This is a genomic window from Pseudomonas sp. B21-047 (assembly GCF_024748775.1).
In the GTDB taxonomy this organism is placed as follows: Bacteria; Pseudomonadota; Gammaproteobacteria; order Pseudomonadales; family Pseudomonadaceae; genus Aquipseudomonas; species Aquipseudomonas capeferrum.
In genome coordinates, this window is the sequence record NZ_CP087169.1 from 5,436,404 (window position 1) to 5,449,968 (window position 13,565).

Annotated in this window: 12 protein-coding genes; 8 read left to right on the forward strand and 4 right to left on the reverse strand. The window is 62.6% G+C overall.

The window, feature by feature from the left end; translation table 11 throughout:
* Nucleotides 1-8: 8 nt before the first annotated feature.
* The 5 genes from ahcY (at nt 9) to LOY26_RS24625 (ending at nt 6,552) form a co-directional block, all read left to right on the forward strand.
* Complete coding sequence (gene ahcY, locus LOY26_RS24605; protein WP_033701894.1) at nt 9-1,418, forward strand: adenosylhomocysteinase; 1,410 nt, start codon at nt 9-11, stop codon at nt 1,416-1,418.
* Between the two features lie 168 nt (nt 1,419-1,586).
* Nucleotides 1,587-2,432 carry a methylenetetrahydrofolate reductase [NAD(P)H] gene (gene metF / locus LOY26_RS24610; RefSeq protein ID WP_186652837.1) on the forward strand — a complete coding sequence of 282 codons (846 nt, stop codon included), beginning with the start codon at nt 1,587-1,589 and terminating at the stop codon, nt 2,430-2,432.
* Nucleotides 2,433-2,524: 92 nt separating this feature from the next.
* A complete protein-coding gene (locus LOY26_RS24615) occupies nt 2,525-3,601 on the forward strand; it encodes a hypothetical protein (RefSeq protein WP_186663497.1) in 1,077 nt (358 codons plus the stop codon).
* 51 nt (nt 3,602-3,652) lie between these two features.
* Nucleotides 3,653-4,441: an ABC transporter substrate-binding protein gene (locus LOY26_RS24620; protein WP_258714201.1), complete on the forward strand. Its 789-nt coding sequence runs from the start codon at nt 3,653-3,655 to the stop codon at nt 4,439-4,441.
* A gap of 218 nt (nt 4,442-4,659) precedes the next feature.
* Nucleotides 4,660-6,552: a DEAD/DEAH box helicase gene (locus LOY26_RS24625; RefSeq protein WP_047582245.1), complete on the forward strand. Its 1,893-nt coding sequence runs from the start codon at nt 4,660-4,662 to the stop codon at nt 6,550-6,552.
* A 118-nt stretch (nt 6,553-6,670) separates the two neighbouring features.
* Here LOY26_RS24625 and LOY26_RS24630 read toward each other — a convergent pair whose 3' ends face one another.
* From LOY26_RS24630 to LOY26_RS24640, 3 genes are all read right to left on the reverse strand, one after another.
* Complete coding sequence (locus LOY26_RS24630) at nt 6,671-7,246, reverse strand: YceI family protein (protein WP_033701900.1); 576 nt, start codon at nt 7,244-7,246, stop codon at nt 6,671-6,673.
* Nucleotides 7,247-7,277: 31 nt separating this feature from the next.
* Nucleotides 7,278-7,829, reverse strand: a complete 552-nt coding sequence (locus LOY26_RS24635; protein WP_186652845.1) for a cytochrome b — start codon at nt 7,827-7,829, stop codon at nt 7,278-7,280.
* Nucleotides 7,830-8,020: 191 nt separating this feature from the next.
* The gene (locus LOY26_RS24640; RefSeq protein WP_258714202.1) at nt 8,021-9,835 is read right to left on the reverse strand and encodes a flavin monoamine oxidase family protein; all 1,815 of its coding nucleotides are present in this window, start codon (nt 9,833-9,835) and stop codon (nt 8,021-8,023) included.
* 210 nt (nt 9,836-10,045) lie between these two features.
* On the opposite strand from LOY26_RS24640, the gene LOY26_RS24645 reads away from it, so the two are divergent.
* The 3 genes from LOY26_RS24645 (at nt 10,046) to LOY26_RS24655 (ending at nt 12,913) form a co-directional block, all read left to right on the forward strand.
* Nucleotides 10,046-10,537, forward strand: coding sequence for a hypothetical protein (locus LOY26_RS24645; RefSeq protein ID WP_186663495.1), 492 nt, complete (start codon nt 10,046-10,048; stop codon nt 10,535-10,537).
* A gap of 79 nt (nt 10,538-10,616) precedes the next feature.
* Complete coding sequence (locus LOY26_RS24650) at nt 10,617-12,023, forward strand: adenosylmethionine--8-amino-7-oxononanoate transaminase (protein WP_258714203.1); 1,407 nt, start codon at nt 10,617-10,619, stop codon at nt 12,021-12,023.
* Between the two features lie 170 nt (nt 12,024-12,193).
* Nucleotides 12,194-12,913, forward strand: a complete 720-nt coding sequence (locus tag LOY26_RS24655) for a 16S rRNA (uracil(1498)-N(3))-methyltransferase (RefSeq protein WP_033701905.1) — start codon at nt 12,194-12,196, stop codon at nt 12,911-12,913.
* A gap of 8 nt (nt 12,914-12,921) precedes the next feature.
* Here LOY26_RS24655 and LOY26_RS24660 read toward each other — a convergent pair whose 3' ends face one another.
* Entirely contained in the window at nt 12,922-13,539 is a 618-nt protein-coding gene (locus LOY26_RS24660; protein ID WP_033701906.1) for a PAQR family membrane homeostasis protein TrhA, read from the reverse strand.
* Nucleotides 13,540-13,565: the final 26 nt, after the last annotated feature.

Here is a 13,565-nt window from a genome sequence, read left to right on the forward strand (position 1 = left end):
AGGCTCTCATGAGCGCTGTAAACACGCCTGCTGGTTTTACCGATTTCAAAGTCGCTGACATCTCCCTGGCCGCCTGGGGCCGTCGCGAAACCATCATCGCCGAATCGGAAATGCCTGCACTGATGGGCCTGCGCCGTAAGTATCTCGCCGAGCAACCGCTCAAAGGCGCGAAGATCCTGGGCTGCATCCACATGACCATTCAGACCGCCGTGCTGATCGAAACCCTGGTTGCCCTGGGTGCCGAGGTGCGCTGGTCGTCCTGCAACATCTTCTCCACCCAGGACCAGGCCGCTGCCTCCATCGCCGCCGCCGGTATCCCTGTGTTCGCTTGGAAAGGTGAAACCGAGGAAGAGTACGAGTGGTGCCTGGAGCAGACCATCCTCAAGGATGGCCAGCCATGGGACGCCAACATGATCCTCGACGACGGCGGCGACCTGACCGAGCTGCTGCACAAGAAATACCCGGCCGTGCTGGACCGCGTCCACGGTGTGACAGAAGAAACCACCACCGGCGTGCACCGCCTGCTGGACATGCTGGCCAAGGGCGAGCTGAAAGTCCCGGCGATCAACGTCAACGACTCGGTAACCAAGAGCAAGAACGACAACAAGTACGGCTGCCGTCACAGCTTGAACGACGCCATCAAGCGCGGCACCGACCACCTGCTGTCGGGCAAGCAAGCCCTGGTGATCGGCTACGGTGACGTGGGCAAGGGCTCGGCCCAGTCCCTGCGTCAGGAAGGCATGATCGTCAAGGTCACCGAAGTCGACCCGATCTGCGCCATGCAGGCGTGCATGGACGGCTTCGAGCTGGTCTCGCCGTTCATCGACGGCATCAACGATGGCAGCGAAGCCAGCATCGACAAGGCCCTGCTGGGCAAGATCGACCTGATCGTCACCACCACCGGTAACGTCAACGTCTGCGACGCCAACATGCTCAAGGCCCTGAAAAAGCGCGCCGTGGTGTGCAACATCGGCCACTTCGACAACGAGATCGACACCGCCTTCATGCGCAAGCACTGGGCCTGGGAAGAGGTCAAGCCGCAGGTACACAAGATCCACCGTACCGGCGCTGGCGATTTCGACCCGCAAAACGACGACTACCTGATCCTGCTGGCCGAAGGCCGCCTGGTGAACCTGGGTAACGCCACCGGTCACCCAAGCCGCATCATGGACGGTTCGTTCGCCAACCAGGTGCTGGCCCAGATCTTCCTGTTCGAGCAGAAGTACGCCGACCTGTCGGCCGAGAAGAAAGCCGAGCGCCTGACCGTTGAAGTGCTGCCCAAGAAACTCGACGAAGAAGTGGCCCTGGAAATGGTCCGCGGCTTCGGCGGCGTCGTCACCAAACTGACCGCGCAGCAAGCCGAGTACATCGGTGTGACTGTCGAAGGCCCGTTCAAGCCGCACGCCTACCGCTACTGATAAGCGGCAAGCTTGAAGCTGCAAGCGGCAAGAAAAGGCGCCCCGTGCCGCTGTCGCTTGTGGTTCATGCACTAACGATCTTGAACGATGCCAAGCCAGATCGGCCATCACCGATCTGGCTTTTACTTGCAGCTTGCCGCTAGCAGCTTGCTGCTTGAGGAAAGAGTGATGTCACAAGAACGCCGCTACAGCTTCGAATTCTTCCCGACCAAGACCGATGCCGGTCACGAAAAGCTGATGGGCGTTGCCCGCCAGCTGGCCACCTACAACCCGGACTTCTTCTCCTGCACCTACGGTGCCGGCGGCTCTACTCGCGACCGCACGCTGAACACCGTGCTGCAGCTGGAAAGTGAAGTGAAGGTACCTGCCGCGCCGCACCTGTCGTGCGTTGGCGATAGCAAAGAAGAGCTGCGCAGCCTGCTGGCCGAATATCAGGCAGCGGGCATCAAGCGTATCGTCGCCCTGCGCGGCGACCTGCCCTCGGGCATGGGCATGGCCAGCGGCGAGCTGCGCTATGCCAGCGACCTGGTCGAGTTCATCCGCCAGGAAACCGGTGATCACTTCCACCTGGAAGTGGCCGCCTACCCCGAGATGCACCCGCAGGCGCGCAACTTCGAGATCGACCTTGCCAACTTCGTGCACAAGGTCAAAGCCGGTGCCGACAGCGCCATCACCCAGTACTTCTTCAACGCCGACAGCTATTTCTACTTTGTCGAGCGTGCGCAGAAACTGGGCGTCGAGATCCCGGTGGTGCCCGGCATCATGCCGATCACCAACTACAGCAAGCTGGCACGCTTCTCCGACGCCTGTGGCGCCGAGATCCCGCGCTGGATCCGCAAGCAACTGGAAGCCTATGCCGACGACACCGCCAGTATCCAGGCATTCGGCGAAGAAGTGATCACCCGCATGTGCGAACAGCTGCTGCAAGGCGGCGCACCGGGCCTGCACTTCTATACGTTGAACCAGGCCGAAGCGAGCCTTGCGATCTGGAACAACCTGAAGCTGCCTCGCTGAAACTTCTTGGCAATATCTGCTTAAGAAATGATTAAGGCTTTGGTCATAGACTAAGGCCTTATTTATTTCGGGTTAAACAGGTCTTGCCTGACATGCAGCATCCCCAGCCATCGCGCCCTCAGCTCGTCTACCTGGCTTTCGGCCCGGCCACCTACCATCAGGAAGCCTGCTTCAGCATCGTCAGTGCCCTTGCCCACTTGGGCCGGTCGGCAGACGAGGCCCTGGACATCCAGGTCTACACCGACAACCCAGCGCCGTATGCCAAGCTGCCGGTCACGGTGCATCTGCTCGACGAAGCCACGCGCACAGCGTGGAATGCGCCCCACGGTTATCACTTTCGCAGCAAGCACGCGCTGCTCCGCCAGGTGCTCGAGCAGCACCCACTGGCCATACTGATCGATACCGACACCTTCTTCCGGCAATCGCCGATGCGCCTGTTCGAGCGCGTCAAGCCCGGCCAACTGCTGTGCAACGCCATCGGTGGCCGCTACGGCGCCAACCAGAAGTGCCCGTTGTACAAGAACCTGATGGCCGTTCTCCAGAGCCGAGGCCTGGCCGATTGCCAGATGCCGCTGATCAACTCTGGCGTGATCGGGCTCAGCGCCGAAGACGCGCCGACCCTGGACCACTCCATCGCCATGATGGACGAGTTCTACCCACTGGCCCGCGAGGCTTACACCCTGGAGGAGTTCTGCCTGGCGGTGGCGGCCTACCGCAGGCTGAAGGTGGCCGAATGCACCGACGTCATTCACCACTACTGGAGCCGCAAAGCCCAGTTTCGCGCCAAGATCCAGGCCTGGCTACGCAAGCACGGCGATGCGCCGCTTGGCGAGGCGGCGCTGGCCGATGTCGCACGGGTCAACGATCAACTGCCACGGCCGCCAACCCTGCACCGTTTGGGCTACAAGGCACTGAGCCTGACCCTGCCCCGAAACGAGCGGCAGTTTGCCCGCGAATTGCTTTACGGCAGCTACCCCTACCCCAATGAATTCGACCGCGCCTGTGCATCGGCCTGGTGGGACAAAGCCTTGGAAAACTTCAATGCGCGCCACGGCCGCATCGAGCCCGAACAGTTGCGCCAGTGTCTGCGCCACCCGGGCTTGCGCCTGTCGCTGGGGGCGCGGCGCAAGGATATCGAAGCGCACCTGTTAAGCTCGGCGCAGGCCTGAACAGCCTCCTCTTACTGGCCTTGAGCAGGCCGAGCGCGTAATCTGCGGGCCATGTCCGCCATCATCCGCCTGTTCTGGATCCTGCTGCTCGCCTGCCTGAGCCCGTTGGCCCTGGCCGAACGCTTGCGCCTGGTGTCCGACGACTGGGCGCCGTATATCTACCAGCAGAAAGGCCAGCCCCGAGGTATCGATTACGAGGTCACCACCCAGGTCTTCAAGCGCTTGGGTGTAGAGGTGGAATGGCAGTTTCTACCCTGGAAGCGCTGCCTGGCGATGATCGAGCAAGGGCTGGCGGACGGTATTGTCGATATCTTTCAGATCGACGCGCGCAGGCCTTTTCTGATCTACCCGTCGGAGCCCATGTCGGATGTCGAGTTCGTGCTGTTTCAGGCCCGCAGCCGTCGGCACGCAGTGACCGGCCTGAATGACCTCGCTGGCCTCAGCGTAGGCACATCGCCCGGCTATACCTACGGCGCGGCCTTCAACGACTCGCCCCGTTTCCGACGCGAAGCAGCCCCCACCCATGAAGCCAACTTCGGCAAGTTGATGCTTGGCCGTATCGATCTGCTGATTACCGACCGCAGGGTTGGCCGCTACCTGATGCGTCAACTGGGCCTGGAACAGCAGGTCGAAGAACTGCCGCTGCTGATCAGCCGACAGACGCAGTACCTGGGGCTGACCCGCAAACCTGGGCGCGAAGCGTTGGCCCAGGCGTTCGCTGAAGAATTGCAGCGCTTCAAGCAAGAACCCGCCTATGCCGCCATCAACAACCGCTACACAGGCGACATCGGAAACATTCTCAACGCCGTTGAGCAGCAGGAAAGCAGCACGCCGCGATAGCTCTGTTATACTCGGGCCTTCCCGCCAGGCTTACGCCCGGACGCTCGGCCTAGCAACAGGCATCCCGATCGGCATCGACGCCCTACCGCGTCAGCCCTCCGCTTCCTGGATGTGCAGTGAAAGCCAAGCTGGACCGGACGCGATCGCATCTCACCGATGCCCGTCGCGCCAGGCAGAACATCCCAACGGGCCCAGCCCACACGAGAACAGGATCGCCCATGTCCTTTGCTTCCCTCGGTCTCTCCGAGGCTCTTGTCCGCGCTATCGAGGCTGCGGGCTATACCCAGCCGACTCCGGTGCAACAGCGGGCTGTTCCCGCCGTGTTGCAAGGCCGCGATCTGATGGTCGCCGCACAGACAGGTACTGGTAAAACCGGCGGTTTTGCCTTGCCGATCCTCGAGCGCCTGTTCCCCGGTGGCCACCCCGACAAGTCGCAGCGCCATGGCCCACGCCAGCCCCGCGTACTGGTCCTGACCCCGACCCGCGAACTGGCGGCCCAGGTGCATGACAGCTTCAAGGTCTATGCCCGTGACCTGCCACTGGTCAGCGCCTGCATCTTCGGCGGCGTCGGCATGAACCCGCAGATCCAGGCCATCGCCAAAGGTGTCGACGTCCTGGTGGCGTGCCCTGGTCGCCTGCTCGACCTGGCCGGTCAAGGCAAGGTTGACCTGTCCCATGTAGAAATTCTGGTCCTCGATGAAGCCGACCGCATGCTCGACATGGGCTTCATCCACGACGTCAAGAAGGTCCTCGCCCGACTGCCGACCAAGCGCCAGAACCTGCTGTTCTCGGCCACCTTCTCCAAAGACATCACCGACCTGGCCGACAAGCTCCTGCACAACCCGGAGCGCATCGAAGTCACGCCGCCCAACACCACGGTCGAACGCATCGAGCAGCGCATCTACCGCCTGCCCGCCAGCCACAAGCGTGCACTGCTGGCACACCTGATCACCCTGGGTGCCTGGGAACAGGTATTGGTGTTCACCCGTACCAAGCACGGCGCCAACCGCCTGGCCGAGTACCTGGAAAAGCACGGCCTGACCGCCGCCGCCATCCACGGCAACAAGAGCCAGAACGCCCGCACCAAAGCCCTGGCCGACTTCAAGGCCAATGCCGTACGGGTGCTGGTTGCCACCGACATCGCCGCCCGCGGCCTGGACATTGATCAGTTGCCCCACGTGGTCAACTTCGAGCTGCCCAATGTCGAAGAAGATTACGTGCACCGTATCGGCCGTACTGGCCGTGCAGGCCGTTCGGGTGAGGCTATTTCCCTGGTCTCGCCAGACGAAGAGAAGCTGCTCAAGAGCATCGAGCGGGTCACCAAGCAGAAGATTGCCGATGGCGACCTGATGGGCTTTGATGCAAGCCAGGTGGAAGCCGAGAAGCCTGAAGTACGCGAACGCCCGCAGAACACCGGCCGTGGCGGTCGCAACCAGCCACGCGGCGAAGGCGGCAAAGACGCCAACGGTGGCCGCAAGGACAAAGGCAAGGATAAAGGCAAGGCCAAGCAGCCCGCTGCCGACAAGCCTGCCGAGAAGGAAAGGTCCGGCGACAAGCCGCAGCAGCGCAAGCCGCGTGACAACAAGCCACGCCAGCAGCAAGCCAGCCAGAACAGCACACCCAAAGCGCCATCTGACCGTGCGCCGGATGAGTTCCTGGATGACGAAGTCGACAACTTCGGCAACCGTGCCGACTACGTCAGCCCGTACCAGGGCAAGAACCAGGGGCGTAACCGTCGTCCTGGTGGTGGTGGCGCTGGTACTGGCGCAGGCCAAAGCCAAGGTGCTGCCCAGCGCAGCAACGGTGGTGGCGGTGGCCAAGCTCGCAATGGCGCCCAGCCACGCAGCACCAGCGGCGAGAAGCGCCCACCGCGCAACAACAACGGTGGCGGTGCACGCCGTGATGGCGGTGGCGGTGGCCGTGGTCGCCCGGCTCGCGATGATGCTGCCCGTCAGGAACCTGCAGTGCGCAGCTCGCGTGAGCCGCAGAACCAGCCGGTGATCATCCGCAAGGAATCCAAGCTCGACCGTTACCCGACGCCTGAGCAACTGGACGATCTGCCAAGCCGCCCACGTGGCGAGCGCCCGGCGCTGCTGACTCGCAACCGCTGATCGTAAAAAGCTGGGGCCGCTGCGCGGCCCTTTCACGGCAAAAGGCCGCTCTGTGTAGGAGCGGCCTCGTGTCGCGAAAGGGCCGCACAGCGGCCCCAGCTTATTCAGCTACAACACATTACTTCTGCTTCACGCCTTCAAGGCTGATATCCAGGTCCACGGTCTGCGAAGTCGCGCCTGGCCCCTTGATGCCAAAGTCATTCAGGTTCAGCGTGGTGGTGGCGTTGAAGCCAGCACGCTCGCCACCCCATGGGTCCTTGCCTTCACCGTTGAAGGTGGCTTTGAAGGTGACCGGCTTGGTCACGCCGTGCAGGGTCAGGTCACCGGTCACGTCAGCGGTCTTGTCACCGGTCGATTTGACGGCAGTGGAAACAAACTTGGCGTCTGCAAACTTGCCCACATCGAGGAAGTCTTTGCTGGCGATGTGCTTGTCACGCTCGGCGTGGTTGGACCACAGGCTGGCAGTCTTCACGTCGACGCTGATCTTGCTCGCTTCAGGCTTGGCGCTGTCCCAAGTGAAGTTGCCGTCGAAGTCCTTGAAAGTACCGTGGATGAAGCTGTAGCCCAGGTGGCTGATCTTCCAGTCGACGAACGCGTGCTGGCCTTCCTTGTCGATCTTGTACTCGGCGGCCATGGCGCCAGCGGAGAACAGTGCAGTACCGAGCGCCAGAGCGGCAAAAGTCTTTTTCAACATCCTTTCTATTCCTTGCAATTGAGGTTGAGAGTCAAGCTTTGCGGCCCAGCATACGGGTCAGGGTCGCGTCACGGTCGATGAAATGGTGTTTCAATGCTGCCAGGCCATGAAGCACGGCAAAAATCACCAGGCCCCAGGCCAGCCAAAGATGAATCACACCAGCCAGGTCCGCCTGATCGGGCAGGTCGCTGACCAGTGCCGGTACTGCGAACAGGCCGAATACCGGAATACCGACGCCGTCGGCGGTGGAGATCAGGTAACCGGCGATCATCACCGCGAACAGCCCCACGTACAGTGCCAGATGGCCCAGTTTGGCGGCCACGCGGGTGAGTGCCCCGTGGTTGGCCGGCGCCGGCGGTGGCGGGCTGATGAAACGCCAGATCAGACGCAGCAGCATCACCCCCAGCAGCATCAGGCCGATGCTTTTGTGCAAGTCCGGGCCGGCTTTGCGCCAAGGGTCGTAGTAGTCCAGACCGACCATCCACAGCCCCAGGCCGAATAGGCCGAAGACTGCCAGCGCTACACCCCAGTGCAGGATGATGCTGACCACGCCGTAGCGAGAAGGTGAATTGCGCAGTTGCATGTTGGCGTGTTTCCCCGTGAAAGCTGTGCACAGACTAACGCGTAACGTATCGAATAAAAGCGGAAAAAATTGCTTTGGATTATCGAGAAATCCGATATGTATTGTGTAAGCTTCCCATTAAGGAAACATTAACGATAGTTGGATTAACGCGGGCCGCCAGTGCCGGCCCTTGAGCCGGCACTGGGAAGAGGTCAGCCTGCCTTGGCCTGGGTATCGGCCACTGGCTTCTTGGCCGGCGCCGATTTTGCCGTGGCCTTTTTAGCCTCGACAGGCTTGTGCGCCTGTTTTGCCGCCGGCTTGTGTGCTGGCGCATGCTTGGCAGGGGTTACCTTGGTTGCGGCGGGCTTGGCGGCAGCAGGCGCCGGTGCCACTTCGTCGGCCTTGGCAAGCGGCTCGGCTTTCACCTCGGGCTTGTCAGCCCCGCCAAACAGGCGCGAGAAGAACCCTGGCTTGTCCTGCTTGGCCTCATCTTTCAGCGGCTCGGCCTTGGCGGGGGCTTTTTCAGACTTGTCGGTCTTGCCGGACCCGCCACCGAACATGTTCGAGAAGAACCCGCCCTTGTCCTTGGCCGCAGCAGCACCTGCTGCGGCTGCGGCCGCAACCGGCACAGCCTTGGCGGGGTCGAATGACTTGCCGGCCAACAGGTCCTGTGCCTGGCTGGCCGCACGTTGGCCGCTGCGCAGAGCGCCTTCCAGGGTGCCAGGGTAGAGGGCGTCGGTATGCTCGCCGGCAAAGGTGATGCGCTGCACCGGGCGCTCCCACAGGCGCCAGTACTTGCTGATCTGCCCAGGGCCATAGGCCAGGTAGGCGCCGCCCATACCGGCGTCGGTGCTGTAGCGCTTGACCTCGTAGCCGGTGAACGAGCCACGGGCCTGTGGATAAAACGCGTGCAGGCGAATCAACACCTGGTCGACCATCTGCTTGTCACCGAACGCCTGCAGCAGGCGGGCGTTGTCGCCGGACAGGTTGATCACCACGTTGGCGCCGCCTTTGAGTGCCGGTTCGATCCACAGCATGCCCAGGCCGGCGTTGCTGAAGATTTCGCCAGACATGCGCGCCCGGCTTTCCCACACCGGCTTCTTGAACTTGAGCATCAGCTGGTCGCGCCAGCCATAGTTGGTGCCCTTGATCGCCGCCAGGTGCTGGTTGTCCAGGCCCGGGGTCATCTGGATCTTGGCCAGGGCGCGCAGGGGCACAGCCATGACCAGGTAATCGGCCTGGTAGCCCACGCTGCCCACCTTGACCGTGACGCCGTCCTTGTCCTGGACGATGGCGGTGACCGGCGAGCTGGTCTTGATAGTCTTCAGCTGTTTGACAAAAGCCTGAGCCAGTACCGGGCTGCCACCGGGCAGGCGCGCGGCGCGCAGGTCACGGTCACTGACACCCCGATACACGCGATTCTGCTGGGCGAAGTACAGCAGCGACAGGCGTGACGGCTCATCGTAGCGGCTACGGATCTGCTGGTTGACCAGCTGACGCGCGGTGGCCGGCAGTTGCAACTTGTCGAGCCAGGTGGAAACGTTGATCTGGTCGAGGGCGAACAATGTGCTGGTCGCCTGGGGGTTCAGCGGGTCGTCGATCGACCGGGCCAGGTCATCGAGGGTTTTCTCATAGCGCTTGAGCGCCTCGGCGGTGGCGGGCTGCTTGGTGGCCAGGTCGGTGGCACTGAAATACTCACCGTCGATCAGGTAACCCGGCGTGCGCACGAACTCCGGCGCAGGCAGTGTTTCAAGCTTGAAACGGTCGAGGTACTGGTTGAGCACCGGCTGCGCCTTGGCATTGCCGATCCACTCGCTGGTCGCCAGCCCCGAGCGGCCGCCCATGCCCGATTTGGCTTCCAGCAGCGTCACCTGCCAGCCCTTGTTCTGCAGCTCGTAGGCTGCGGTAAGGCCCGCCAGGCCGCCACCCACCACGATGGCCGTGGGCGTTTTGTCCTTCGCCAGCGCGGCGCCGCTGGACACACCGATCAATACCAACGCGCACAGGCGCACCCAAGCAGCAGCCATGTTGGCGAACTCCGAGTCAGACGTTTCAGAAAAAAAGGGAGGCAGAAATGCCCCGAGACAGATGCGTTAAGAATACGTCAGGTCTGCCAACCCTGCCACCACAGCGACATCAAGTCCTTTTGGCAACTGACATTTTTGTCAGTAGCCAGCTCGCCCCACGGCAGGCGATGCTGACGCGAATGGCCAAACGCCCGCCAGGAGGGCCTGCAGATGATCTTCGAGGAGTGTTTCACTCACGTCGCACGGCAATTTCTCTGGCACAAACAAACCTTGTGCACGGCATCTGGCCTGAGTATTCGCGCCAACAGCACATCCTGGACGGGCTTTCACGAAGCGTTCAGGGGCGACGATGGCACGGAACTGGTAATTGGCGAAAACAGCGATGTGGATATCACCTTCGCCCAAGAGGTCGAATGCTTGCGACTGGAGTACTACGTGGTCAGCGACTTCCTTTGTGACGACCTGCACATGCTGTTCGATACCGAAGGCCACGATTACGACCTGGCTGCTCCCGCGCCACGCAACTTCTACTGGATCACGATCGAAGGCAGCGGTTTTACGGACCTGATGCCCGGCCCCATCTCCACACAACCCTATCACCAGGTCATCGACGGGCCTTTCCGGCGTCTGACCATTTCCACCTCGCAGGCCGGCACCGTACATATTCGCAAGCTCGAATGGACCGGCACCCAGCGTCATTGATGAGCAGCGGTTGTCCTACCCGGCAGCTTTGCTTAGGCTTACGCGGTCCAAGCCAGCAGTGCAGCCAGGAGAAGTACCCATGGGCCTCAACGATCAGTGGATGCAACGTGACCTTAAGGTCCTGTGGCACCCCTGCACCCAGATGAAAGACCACGAGCAGTTGCCGCTGATCCCGATCAAGCGCGGTGAAGGCGTGTGGCTTGAAGACTTCGAAGGCAAACGCTACCTGGACGCCGTGAGCAGTTGGTGGGTCAACGTGTTTGGCCATGCCAACCCGCGCATCAACCAGCGCATCAAGGACCAGGTCGACCAGCTGGAACACGTGATCCTGGCCGGCTTCAGCCACCAGCCGGTAATCGAGCTGTCCGAACGCCTGGTCGCCATGACCCCGGCGGGGCTGGACCGGGTGTTCTACGCCGACAACGGCTCGTCCTGCATCGAAGTCGCGCTGAAGATGAGCTTCCATTACTGGCAGAACATCGGCAAACCCGAGAAGAAGCGCTTTGTCACCCTCACCAACAGCTACCACGGCGAAACCATTGCCGCGATGTCGGTGGGCGACGTGCCGCTGTTTACCGAAACCTACAAGGCGCTGCTGCTCGATACCATCAAGGTGCCCAGCCCGGATTGCTACCTGCGCCCCGACGGCATGAGCTGGGAAGAACACTCGCGCAACCTGTTCCAGGCCATGGAGCAGACCCTGGCCGAACACCACGCCAGCATCAGCGCGGTCATCATCGAGCCGCTGATCCAAGGCGCGGGCGGCATGCGCATGTACCACCCGATCTACCTCAAGCTGCTGCGCGAAGCCTGTGACCGCTACGGCGTGCACTTGATCCACGACGAAATCGCCGTGGGCTTCGGCCGCACCGGGACGATGTTCGCCTGCGAACAGGCGGGTATCCGTCCAGATTTCCTGTGCCTGTCCAAGGCACTGACCGGGGGTTACCTGCCGCTGGCGGCGTGCCTGACCACCGACACCGTGTACCAGGCCTTCTACGACGACTACCCGACGCTGCGCGCGTTCCTCCACTCGCACAGCTACACCGGCAACCCGCTGGCGTGCGCCGCCGCGCTGGCGACGCTGGATATTTTCGCGCAGGACAACGTGATCGAGGCCAACAAGCCCCTGGCCGCACGCATGGCTACGGCCACCGCGCACCTGGCCGATCACCCGCATGTGGCCGAGATCCGCCAGACCGGCATGGCCCTGGCCATCGAGATGGTCCAGGACAAGACTGGCAAGGTCGCCTACCCCTGGCAGGAACGCCGTGGCTTGAAGGTCTTCGAGCACGCCCTGACCCGTGGCGCCTTGCTGCGCCCGCTGGGCAGCGTGGTGTACTTCCTGCCGCCGTACGTGATCACGCCCGAGCAGATCGACTTCCTTGCCGAGGTGGCCAGTGAAGGCATCGACATCGCCACGCGAGACAGCGTCAGCGTGGCGGTGCCGGCCAACTTCCACCCCGATTTCCGCGACCCGGGCTAACCCAACACCACGCATTCCCTGGTAGGAGCGGCCTTGCGTCGCGAAAGGGGCGCGCAGCGGCCCCGGCGATATGTGTTGCGCCACAGAACCTGGGGCCGCTGCGCGCCCCTTTCGCGACGCAAGGCCGCTCCTACAAGGGTCGATGACTTCTTCACTTTCTGAGCTTAACCATGAGACTGTCCCGCTTCTTCATCGACGCCCCCCTGAGCCTTGGCGAGCATGACTTGCCCGAGGCCCAGGCCCATTACATCGGCCGCGTGCTGCGCATGGCCCCGGGCGATGCCGTGCAACTGTTCGACGGCAGCGGCCAGGAGTTTCGCGGCCAATTGCTCGAAGTCGGCAAGAAAACCGTGCGCGTAGCACTGGACCAGACCCTTGCCGGCCAGGCCGAATCGCCGCTGCACATCCACCTCGGCCAGGGCTTGTCCCGTGGCGAACGGATGGATTGGGCGATCCAGAAAGCCACCGAACTGGGCGCCAATGAAATTACCCCGATCGTCAGCGAACGCTGTGAAGTCCGCCTGAAAGACGAACGCGCCGACAAACGCCTGGCCCACTGGCGCCAGGTGGCCATCAGTGCGTGCGAACAGTGCGGCCGGTCGAGCGTGCCGGTGATTCACTCGCCGGTGACACTGGCCGAATGGGTCAAGCACACCGAGGCCGACCTGAAACTGGTGCTGCACCCGGTGGCCGAACCGCTGACCAGCCACGCCACGCCGTCACGCCTGGCCTTCTTGATTGGCCCCGAAGGTGGCCTGAACGACGCCGAAGTCGACCAGGCCAAGGCCGCCGGCTTCCACGCCGCCCGCCTCGGCCCACGCGTGCTGCGCACCGAAACCGCGCCAGTGGTGGCGTTGTCGGTGGCACAGCAGTTGTGGGGCGACTTTTAACCCAGCGCCTAGCGCACGTAGAACGACACGGCAATGAAGTGCATCACACTGCCGGCGATCACGAACAGGTGCCAGATGCCGTGCCAGTGTCGAAAACGGCTGTCGAAGGCAAAGAAGATGATGCCCACCGTGTAGAACACGCCGCCGGCCGCCAGCCAGGCGAAGCCGGCGGTGCCGAGGCTGCGCAGTAGCGGGTCGACCGCCACCAGGACGATCCAGCCCATTACCGCATAGATGATGATGGACAGCACCCGCGCCTCGGAGCGGGGCTTGATCTCCTGCAGCATGCCGATTACCGCCAGCCCCCACACCACCCCGAACAGGCTCCAGCCCCAAGGCCCACGCAAGCTGACCAGGCAGAATGGCGTATAGCTGCCGGCGATCAGCAGGTAGATCGACAGGTGATCGAGCTTGCGCATGATCACCTTCGCCCGCCCGCGCGTGCTGTGGTAGAGGGTGGAGATGCTGTACAGCAGCAGCAGCGTGCCGCCGTAGATGGAGAAACTGACGATCTTCCAGGGGTCGCCCTGCAGGCCCGCGACGACGATCAGCCAGATGGCACCTATGCAGGCCAGGACGGCACCGACCAGGTGGGTCCAGGCGTTGAAGCGTTCACCGTAATACATGCAAACACAGACCTCCTTTGGCGGGC

Excerpts from the sequence above, each read along its gene's own strand:
- LOY26_RS24625 (WP_047582245.1), top strand. The coding sequence starts at position 4,660 with ATGTCCTTTGCTTCCCTCGGTCTCTCCGAGGCTCTTGTCCGCGCTATC.
- LOY26_RS24640 (WP_258714202.1), bottom strand. The coding sequence starts at position 9,835 with ATGGCTGCTGCTTGGGTGCGCCTGTGCGCGTTGGTATTGATCGGTGTG.
- LOY26_RS24635 (WP_186652845.1), bottom strand. The coding sequence starts at position 7,829 with ATGCAACTGCGCAATTCACCTTCTCGCTACGGCGTGGTCAGCATCATC.
- LOY26_RS24615 (WP_186663497.1), top strand. The coding sequence starts at position 2,525 with ATGCAGCATCCCCAGCCATCGCGCCCTCAGCTCGTCTACCTGGCTTTC.
- LOY26_RS24655 (WP_033701905.1), top strand. The coding sequence starts at position 12,194 with ATGAGACTGTCCCGCTTCTTCATCGACGCCCCCCTGAGCCTTGGCGAG.
- LOY26_RS24620 (WP_258714201.1), top strand. The coding sequence starts at position 3,653 with ATGTCCGCCATCATCCGCCTGTTCTGGATCCTGCTGCTCGCCTGCCTG.
- metF (WP_186652837.1), top strand. The coding sequence starts at position 1,587 with ATGTCACAAGAACGCCGCTACAGCTTCGAATTCTTCCCGACCAAGACC.
- LOY26_RS24645 (WP_186663495.1), top strand. The coding sequence starts at position 10,046 with ATGATCTTCGAGGAGTGTTTCACTCACGTCGCACGGCAATTTCTCTGG.
- LOY26_RS24650 (WP_258714203.1), top strand. The coding sequence starts at position 10,617 with ATGGGCCTCAACGATCAGTGGATGCAACGTGACCTTAAGGTCCTGTGG.
- LOY26_RS24660 (WP_033701906.1), bottom strand. The coding sequence starts at position 13,539 with ATGTATTACGGTGAACGCTTCAACGCCTGGACCCACCTGGTCGGTGCC.
- LOY26_RS24630 (WP_033701900.1), bottom strand. The coding sequence starts at position 7,246 with ATGTTGAAAAAGACTTTTGCCGCTCTGGCGCTCGGTACTGCACTGTTC.
- ahcY (WP_033701894.1), top strand. The coding sequence starts at position 9 with ATGAGCGCTGTAAACACGCCTGCTGGTTTTACCGATTTCAAAGTCGCT.